This window comes from Streptosporangium sp. NPDC049078, from assembly GCF_040648855.1.
Lineage (GTDB): Bacteria > Actinomycetota > Actinomycetes > Streptosporangiales > Streptosporangiaceae > Streptosporangium.
The window spans coordinates 92,762-101,313 of the sequence record NZ_JBEZEL010000011.1 but is presented as its reverse complement, the minus strand read 5'-3'; the positions used below and the strand labels follow the sequence as shown (position 1 = coordinate 101,313).

9 protein-coding genes are annotated in these 8,552 nt (G+C 67.0%); 2 read left to right on the top strand and 7 right to left on the bottom strand.

From position 1 onward, the window contains the following. Positions 1–56: 56 nt before the first annotated feature. The 3 genes from AB0B90_RS20085 to AB0B90_RS20075 all read right to left on the bottom strand — a co-directional run bounded on the left by AB0B90_RS20085 (position 57) and on the right by AB0B90_RS20075 (position 1,381). Positions 57–269 (bottom strand): DUF397 domain-containing protein, encoded by a 213-nt coding sequence (locus AB0B90_RS20085; protein WP_350961927.1) that lies wholly within the window; start codon positions 267–269, stop codon positions 57–59. 87 nt (positions 270–356) lie between these two features. Further along, positions 357–569, bottom strand: coding sequence for a DUF397 domain-containing protein (locus tag AB0B90_RS20080; RefSeq protein WP_362896757.1), 213 nt, complete (start codon positions 567–569; stop codon positions 357–359). Next, a complete protein-coding gene (locus AB0B90_RS20075; RefSeq protein WP_362923963.1) occupies positions 560–1,381 on the bottom strand; it encodes a helix-turn-helix transcriptional regulator in 822 nt (273 codons plus the stop codon). The genes AB0B90_RS20080 and AB0B90_RS20075 overlap by 10 nt, the downstream gene beginning before the upstream one ends. 460 nt (positions 1,382–1,841) lie before the next feature. Here AB0B90_RS20075 and AB0B90_RS20070 point away from each other — a divergent pair, with 460 nt between their 5' ends. Both AB0B90_RS20070 and AB0B90_RS20065 read left to right on the top strand, forming a co-directional pair. Then, positions 1,842–2,279, top strand: a complete 438-nt coding sequence (locus tag AB0B90_RS20070; protein WP_362923961.1) for a hypothetical protein — start codon at positions 1,842–1,844, stop codon at positions 2,277–2,279. Next, positions 2,276–3,025 (top strand): ATP-binding protein, encoded by a 750-nt coding sequence (locus tag AB0B90_RS20065; RefSeq protein ID WP_362923959.1) that lies wholly within the window; start codon positions 2,276–2,278, stop codon positions 3,023–3,025. Before AB0B90_RS20070 ends, AB0B90_RS20065 begins: the two co-directional genes overlap by 4 nt. A gap of 152 nt (positions 3,026–3,177) precedes the next feature. Here the strand turns inward: AB0B90_RS20065 and AB0B90_RS20060 are convergent, their stop codons facing one another. From AB0B90_RS20060 to AB0B90_RS20045, 4 genes are all read right to left on the bottom strand, one after another. Beyond that, positions 3,178–3,714, bottom strand: coding sequence for a hypothetical protein (locus tag AB0B90_RS20060; RefSeq protein ID WP_362923957.1), 537 nt, complete (start codon positions 3,712–3,714; stop codon positions 3,178–3,180). Positions 3,715–3,716: 2 nt separating this feature from the next. Beyond that, complete coding sequence (locus AB0B90_RS20055; RefSeq protein WP_362923955.1) at positions 3,717–4,838, bottom strand: XRE family transcriptional regulator; 1,122 nt, start codon at positions 4,836–4,838, stop codon at positions 3,717–3,719. A 91-nt stretch (positions 4,839–4,929) separates the two neighbouring features. Next, positions 4,930–6,315 carry a hypothetical protein gene (locus AB0B90_RS20050; protein WP_362923953.1) on the bottom strand — a complete coding sequence of 462 codons (1,386 nt, stop codon included), beginning with the start codon at positions 6,313–6,315 and terminating at the stop codon, positions 4,930–4,932. Between the two features lie 39 nt (positions 6,316–6,354). Further along, on the bottom strand, positions 6,355–8,496 hold the full coding sequence (locus tag AB0B90_RS20045; RefSeq protein WP_362923951.1) for a glycosyltransferase: 2,142 nt from the start codon (positions 8,494–8,496) through the stop codon (positions 6,355–6,357). Between the last annotated feature and the right edge of the window lie 56 nt (positions 8,497–8,552).

Below are 8,552 nucleotides of genomic sequence, written 5' to 3'. Positions count from 1 at the left end.
GCACGGGAAAGCTCCCAGCAACGACCGGGAGCTTCCCCTACGACAGGGAGCGAGAATCAGAAGTCGAACTCGCCCTTCTTGGCGCCATCGATGAAGGCATCCCACACGCTCGCACTCACCACGAACGGCGCCCGCTCCGGCGCCTCCGTATCCCGCAGACCCACCCGACCACCCGACAACGGAGCCACCTCCAAGCAGTTTCCCTGGTCAGATCCGCTCTTGGTGGCCTTACGCCAGGCCGCGCTCTTCAGCTCATCACTCAGGTCCACGGTCTCTCCGCCTCTCCACTCAGATAACAGCGCACGGGAAAGCTCCCAGCAACGACCGGGAGCTTCCCCTACGACAGGGAGCGAGAATCAGAAGTCGAACTCGCCCTTCTTGGCGCCATCGATGAACGCGTCCCACACACTCGCACTCACCACGAACGGCGCCCGCTCCGGCGCCTCCGTATCCCGCAGACCCACCCGACCACCCGACAACGGAGCCACCTCCAAGCAGTCACCCTGGTTTGACGCACTCTTGGTGGCCTTACGCCAGGCCGCGCTCTTCAGCTCATCACTCAGGTCCATAGCCTCTCCGCCTCTCTGATCAATTCGATCGAGACATACTGAGGGCTTGCCTCAGCCCGGATGGTGTCGTACCGAACACGGACAGCCTCGACATCTTCTGGCCGATTCGCCACATGCCCGCGCGTTACAGACTCGACATATACCATATCCGGATTTCCTGGAATCTGGGCGATCACGAATCCTCCCGAAGTCCCCGTGGTCGATCCCCGCACCAAAGGAAGAATCTGGATACCGATCCGCGGCCGCTCGGCCATTTCCAGAAGATACTGGAGCTGGTGTTGCATGACCTCTTCTCCACCGATCGGGCGGTGAAGAACTCCTTCGTCGAGAATAACCCAGAGCATAGGTGGCGTAGATCGCAGCAAGATCTTCTGCCGCTCCATGCGAGCTGCGACGGCCTTTTCCACCTGCTTGTCGGTTATGCCAGGCTCCCCACGGATAACCGCCCGCGCGTACTCCTCGGTCTGGAGAAGACCGGGAACGACGAGCGGTTGCCAGGTATGCAGGACGTGCGCTTCCGGTTCGATGTCGAGCCAGTCACGGAACCATCGAGGGCTCGCCGCGTGGGTGATGTGCGTCCAGCAATGGAGGAGTTCTCCGTTCGCCCCCAGAGCGGCATCGCAGCGTTGCGCCAGGTTGTGGCCGGGTTTGCGCTCGCCTCTCTCGGTGAAGCTCAGCAGGCTCCTGCTGAACTGGGTCACCTCGGCCAGTTCGTTCTGGGTCATTTTTGCCTTTTTCCGATACTTGCGGAGCTCCGCTCCAAAGAGAGCCCACTTTTCGTTTTTGGGGTTGATTTTTGGGTTCTTCGGCATTTCAGCTCCGTCCAGCCGGGGGACTCCACATCGTGGCACAAAAAACACAGCTTTCCACAAACTGTCACACTGATGTGCCTCGACTTTCGATACCCAAAGTAGTCACTCGGGGGCACCCTGTGAAGAGGTCGGGGGGAGCGGAAAATCCGCCGGATCGGCCCTGTCTTACGCGCGAAGAGCGGCTTCCTGCTGCCGTCGAAAAAATCACCAGGTATGTCCGGATAAGAGGAGTGAAAATGTCCGTCGATTCACTGGAAAACACACCCTAGGCACGGCTCACGCCTCTTCCAGACACACACCTGTCACCGCCGAGTAAGCCTCACCCCGTGAACAGCAGTCACTTCGCGCAAGACGGAAACACCTCGCCCTGTTGCCCCTAATACCCCAAAACAAAGCGGGGCCTGCCACGGCACACCACGCCATGACAAGCCCCTCGACCGGACGTAGGAGGTCCGATCTGATGCATCACCCTAGAGGAAACCCCCGCCCCATCAGGGTCCGTTGGCACGCCGACCAGCCGCCGATGCCGCTCGGTTGCCGCTGGTGCGGTCATCCCCCGTACGCGCACGAGGCCGCCAGCCTGCCGCACCGCGCCCATCACCACTGGGAGCAGCCCACCCCCTCGCAGGTCCACGCCCGGATGACCGTCCGCCGCCGCCTCAACCTCTCCAGCCGCCCACCCGTCTCAACGCCCATCCGCACGATCCCCGGCCCCACGGCCTCCGCCGCTCTCCCCACGCGGTCCGTGGCGGTCTCCCCCGGTCGGCATCGGCGACCGGAGCAGCCCGGGGCCACGACCGGGGTCACGGCTCCCGTGCCGTACCGGCGAGGACGACCACCGGGTCCCCGTACCCCCTCCGGCAAGCACACCTCGCACCGGCAGGGGGCGACGACATGAACGAACGCGTCCCCCAGCCCCGGCAGAGCGGAAGGCACCGGCGCGGGGCCGTCACCGAGCGGGTCTGCTCCCGGGCCTGGGACCCGGCCGAGCGCGCCGCCGCCGAGCAGCTCGACCAGATCGAGCCCGCCTGGACCGTCTGGTACGGCACCGGCACCCGCCACTTCCACGCCGTCGCCGTCTGGCCCGCCCCCGAACCCCTGATCGTGCGAGCCCGCACCGCCGACGAACTACGCGCCTTGATGCGCGAGGCCGAGGACACCACACCGCCATCCCGAGGAGGAGCCATGCCCGAGACCCCGGACACCCCACCGGCATCGGACGACTCACAGATTCCCGGCGACCCGCGCACCGTCTGCTGGGACCTGCCGCACGACCTGCCGATCGTCGGCAAGGCCCGCGCCATGGTGAGCGAGACCCTCGTCGCCTGGGCACTGCACCACCTCGTCGACGACGCCGTCCTGGTGGCCGGCGAACTGCTCGCCAACGCGATCGTCCACGGCGAACCCGTGGTCAGGCTCTCCCTGTGGACCAGCCCTGACGAGCTCCAGATCCAGGTCACCGACCGGGGCACCGGACAGCCACGCCACCTCACCCTGGACGCCGAGGCCACCCACGGCCGCGGCCTCGCGATCGTCGGCGCCCTCGCCCACGATCACGGCGTCACCCCCCTCCCCGACCGCCCCGGCAAAACCGTCTGGGCCCGCTGGCACCTACCCCCACGAGGTGCCCACCCCACTCCCTGAACCGGGTCCCCTGGCTCGCCGCCGGACAAGCGGCCACCGCGCAGGGTCCTACCGTCGAACGCGACTGACAGCCGCAACCGTTCAGAAAACTGATCGGGACAAATCCACGAAATGTCGAATCCAGCAAGAGCGCGATGACTTGCGAGCGTCCCTCAGATCATGTCCTGGTTGGCCGCCCACTGCTTGAAACCGCCAGGACCGAAAGGAAGACGGTATTCACCCTCGATCAAATGGTCGGCAACCGCTGAGACCAGGTCAACCGTGAGCAGTTCAGATCGAATACTCTCGCAAAGGAGAGCCAGTGTGCCCTGGTGATGCACGTTATGAGTCTTCGCCGCTCGACGTGCCGGACCGTCGTCAATGATCGCCGTGGCACCGTGTGCCTTGGCGTACGCGAGCACACCGGCCTCGCCCAGGTTGCGGTTACCGGATCCGACCAACAACGCGCTGAACGTCGCGAACTCTTCATATTCGTCGATGAGTTCGCGCTGCTCTATCCAGGACGCGTTGAACACAGAATGAAGATATGCGTGTTCGTGAACACCGTTTTGAAGCTCGTGGACCACGGTATCCGGGATCACAGCGGTTCTGTCGCCGACAACCGCACGCAGTACTCCGAGCCAGCTCTGCTTGGCGAAGTGGCTTAACGGGCCGGTGTCGAAAACCAGGATGTCAACGTGATCCGACATGGTCAGACGTACTGCCAGATCGCACCTTCGGAACGCCTGGGCAGCGGGGGCAACATGCTCTCGTCCCAGGTGTCGAACAGGAGGTCCAAGGCTCGTTCCGCGGAAATCGCCTCGCTACGATACAACCCCAGAACGGCACGCTCGTAATTTCGCGGCAAGCTGGGAGGAACGAGCTCGTCCTTCGCCACCACAAGGTCGAAATCTACGATATCCGCACGCGTCGTCCTGATAATTCGGATTTTTCCGGCATCGCCGTGAGTAATGAGGCCGAGTTCGTTGAGCCGTCGGGCGAGTGTCGTCATGTCGACGCGATAAGCGCTGGCAATGCGCACGGCAGCCGTCCGCAGTTCGCCTTCGCTGTCGGCCACAAGGTTCTTCCATTCACGCTCGATGCTCGCCTGCGGTAGCAGCAGAGCACGTGCAAAACGGTCGAAAAGGCTCTCTCGCTGTTCGACGTTCTGTTGCTCGGCGATACGCCAGTCCACCGTGTATTCGTCGGCCACAAGATAGTGACCGAGCTCATGAGCGAGCGCGAGACGCCTTCTGCCCACACGTCGCTGTCCGTTGATGAGCGCTACGCCTCCGCTGCGCAGCAGGACCGTCGCCGCGTCGGCCGTGTCGATGCCGAGGTCATATGAGAACACAAGCAGGCCGATCGAGGCCGCCTTCTCGTCCAAACCCACGATCGGACCGTCACCGTCCACCCCCAGCAGCGCTCGTGCGTCCGAGGCGAGCTTCTCGGCCTGGGCATTGGTCTCGGGCATCTCCCTGCTCGGAGTGCCGGGCAGGGCGAAGTGCTCCGCCTGTTCGGCGACGAACTCGACTGCCCGGGTGAGCCGCTCGACCATCAGATCGATCTTCGGGCTGGGCGCACCCGGCTCCTGTGCGTTACGGCGGGAGACGATCGCGGCAGGCGCATCCTGGATGAACCACTCGATTCGCATGTCGATGGCGTCAGCCAGCTTGGCCAGCTCCAACGCCGAGATACGACGGTCTCCCCGTTCGATCTTCGCCAGAGCCGAACGATCCAGCGGGATCAGGGCGGCCAGCTCGACCTGCGTGAGACCGGCTCGCCCACGTGCCTCGGCGATCCGTCGTCCCAGCGTCTCCGCGTCAACCGTCACGTGTTCGATAATAGAACATTGCCTCGGTGTTGCCGAGCGGGACACCCCAGGCTATCCACGTCATTTACCAAGGGGACGCCTGCAGAACGCGTCAGGGCGTGATCCGGTAGATGTGGTGGGAGTGTTCGGCGGCGAAGGAGTCGGTGAACCTGCCCTGGGCGTCGACGGGGACCGTCCGGTTCTCGAAGAGGACCTCGGCGTGGGCGGCCCGCAGCCCGCGCGGCAGCGTGAAGATGCGCCTGCCGGGGGACGTGGTCGCGTCGAGCATCGCGAAGACGTAGTACGAGCCCTGGTGGTGTTTCAGCATGGTGTCGAGGCCGGGGCCGAAGCGGTGCGCGTACGACTGGGTGTTCAGCACCGGGGCGAGCTGCCCGATCCGCCGGTTGATCTCGGCAACCGCGGGCCTGACCTCCTTTCCGCACGCCTCGCGCAGCACGTGCTGGGAGTGGCACGGCCCGCCGAAGTTGTGGTTGAAGTAGATGATGCCCCTGGCCTCGTGGATCAGCGAGCTCATCACCGCGCCGGTCACCTGCTCCGGCCGGATCGCCCGGGTGTCGTTCTCGGCGGGCCAGCCGACCTCGACGAAGCCGTAGATCGGCTGGCGGCGGCCGTCCAGCGCGTCCAGTTCGCGCTGGCGGTCGAGGACGGCGCCGTAGTTGGCGGCCCTGCGGCACCTGGAGGCCGGCAGGGACAGGAAGTTCTGCCCGTCCAGGCAGACGCTCGCGCTGGTGTACCAGTAGACGTCGGAGGAGACGACGTCGGTGAAGCGGTTGACGAACGTGGCGGCGTCCGCGTCCCTCTCCCACATCATCACGCCCTTGCCGTAGTTGGCGTAGTGCATCCTGCCGTCGCCCTTCGGGACCTCCTCCTTGCGGGTACGCAGCACGGTGAAACCGCACCCCTTGTCCTCGGGCACACACAGGGAGCCCTCACCGGGGTGCTTGCCGGTCCACTGCGCGTCCCCCGCCTTCGCCCACATGTCGACCTCGTCGTTGAGCAGCCAGCCCACCGTCTCGTTGCCGTAGCCGGGCAGAGGGGCGCGGGTCAGCGCCGACATGCCGTTCCTGCGCACCAGCGCCATGTCGCTGGTCTCGGTCAGCTCCACGTAGGTGTTGATCCCGGCGGCCCGGTCCTTGTCCACGTCGCCCTGGGTGATCACGGACTCGAACCAGACGCCCACCGGGAAGAACGACGATTTCGTCCAGCCCGCCGCCGTCGGTGCGGCGAACCGCCCGTAGTAGGCGGGGCCACCCTCCCACGGCACCCGCGCGGCCGTCGCGGGAGGTCCCGCGGCCCACGCGCTCCCGGCGTCGGCCGACGCCCCGGCGAGCGGGCCCCGGTCCTGGCCTCCGGGTGAGTCGATCAGGGTGAGTCCGAGCACCGCCACCGACACCGAGACGGCTCCCGCCCCGACCAGCAGCGGCAACGACCGTCTGACCCGGCGTCCCGGCGTCCCGGCGTGGTTCTCAGATCTCATGACCCTGTCCTTCTCATCGCGGCCCCTCACCCCGAACCCTCATCGCGGACCCGGTGACAGCTCGGCGAGTGCCATCAACTGGGCGGCACGCGACGCCCAGGAGGCACCGAGCACGGATTTCCGCACGGCCTCGGCCGGTTGCAACCCGCCGTCGCGCAGCGTCGCACGAACAGCATCGACGAAAAGGCCGCCGTCGGCCGCGATTCTCACCCGGTCGGCATAGTTCGCGAGTTCCTGGAAGTCGGTGCTGACGACCGGCAGGCCCAGGGCGAGGTATTCCTTGAGTTTGATCGGGTTCGAGTGCCTGATCCACGGGTTGTCCAGCCACGGCATGATCGCGACGTCGAACCCCGATCCGTACGCGGGAATCCGCTCGTACGGCCTGAAGCCGAGCCAGTGGACGTTCGGGTGGCGGGTGAGCCGTTCCATCGGGACGGTCGCGTCGCCGATGAGGACCAGCGAGACGTCCGGCAGCTCGACGGCGAGCCGTTCGAGCAGGTCGAAGTCGACGAGATAGTCGTCCAGCGCGCCGAAGAAACCCACCCTCGGCCCGGGGATCGCGCGGAGGTCGGCGGGCTGCTCGCTCTCCGGGCGCCGCCGGAAGTGGTCGGTGTCCACGCCGTGGTCGAGGAAGTGCGCGCGCTCTCCGGTCACGCCCCTCTCCTCGCCCATCAGCGCGTTGCTGACGTAGATCACGTGGTCGGAGCGCTCCAGCAGGCCGCGTTCCAGCGCCTCGATGGTCGGCCGGTCGGACTCGGGGAACGACGAGTGCCTGTCGGAGCGGTTGAACACCAGCGCGCGCCTGCGCATCGGCCGCACCACGTCCCACGCCGTGGGGATGGTCACCATGATCACGGGTCGGCGCAGACCGAGTGCCCGCGAGACGGCGAGCACCTGGGCACGCACCAGCAGCGCGTTCACCCGCCTCGCCAGCGGCGACCCGTAGAAGGGCAGCGGCAGCGGGGACATCACGTAGAAGCCGGGCAGCTCCCGCAGCGGTCTCCTCACGAGCATCGCGACGCTGCGCAGCTTGCGCCCGACGCGTCGCAGCACCTGCGTGGACCTGCCCGGCATCGGCATGCGCATCCCGATGCTGTTGACGACGAGGACCTTCCTGTGCGCGGCGATCGAACGCATGAGCTGGAAGTCCGAGTGCGCCCGGTTGTGGTACCACCAGTCCTGCGCCGAGAAGCAGACGTAGCCGGGGGAGGATGCCGCCTCACCCGTCGTACGGGCGGGGGATGCCGGTCGGGGAGCCTCGCCGGGTAGGAGGGGCCACTCGCGCAGGGGGAACAGCTGTCGCAGGGCGGCCCGGTGCCGCCTCCCGCCCGCCCGGCCCTTCGCGACCGCGCGGACCAGCTCGTTGAGCCCGACGGCCAGCCGCATCAGCTGCCCGCGCGGGCGGCCGTACCGCTCCCGGTGCATCCGGACCCGGTTGGCCGACGACAGCGCCCACAGCGTGCTCGACGTGGACTGCTCGCCACCGAGATGCACGGCCACGGCACGGGGCTCGTACCGGACGGCGAACCCCGCCTCCCCCGCCCTGAGCATGTACTCGGTCTCCTCCGAGTACAGGAAGTAGCGCTCGTCGAGGGGGTCCAGGGCGTCCAGGCACGCGCGGGAGATCAGCCAGGCCGCACCGGACACCCAGTCGGCCGTCTGCGGCCTGTCGTAGGCGGCCGGGTCCACGACCAGCTCGCCGAGCGCCGGGATCCGCCCGGCCCTGTGCCCGCCGAGCAGCGCCTCCCCGAGCGCTCTCGGCACGGTGGGGCGCCTGCGCAGGGAGAGGTGGAGCTCCCCCGCCTCACCGGTGAGGCGGGGGGCGGCGATCCCGGTTCCCGGCAGGGCGAGCGCCTGCCTGAGCAGGAGCACGGAACCGGGCGCGAGCCGGATGTCGGGGTTCAGCACCAGTACGTCGCAGCCGTCCGCGGCGGCGATGCCCGCGTTCACTCCGGCGGCGAAGCCCGCGTTACGCCCGGTCTGGACCACCTCGGCCTCGGGAGCGACCTCGCGCACCCGCGCGAGGGTGTCGTCGGCCGAGGCGTTGTCCACCACCACGACCCGTGCGGGACCCGCGTCGGCGAGTGCCGCGTCGAGCGAGCGCAGGCAGCCTTCGATGACCTTGCCACTCGAATACGTGACGATCACTATGGCGAGCGGGCGCCAATCTGGAACAGCCATGTCGGAGCCGTTTCTCGTGGAAGAGGACCGTACGGGGAGAGCGGGCGGGGAGTCGG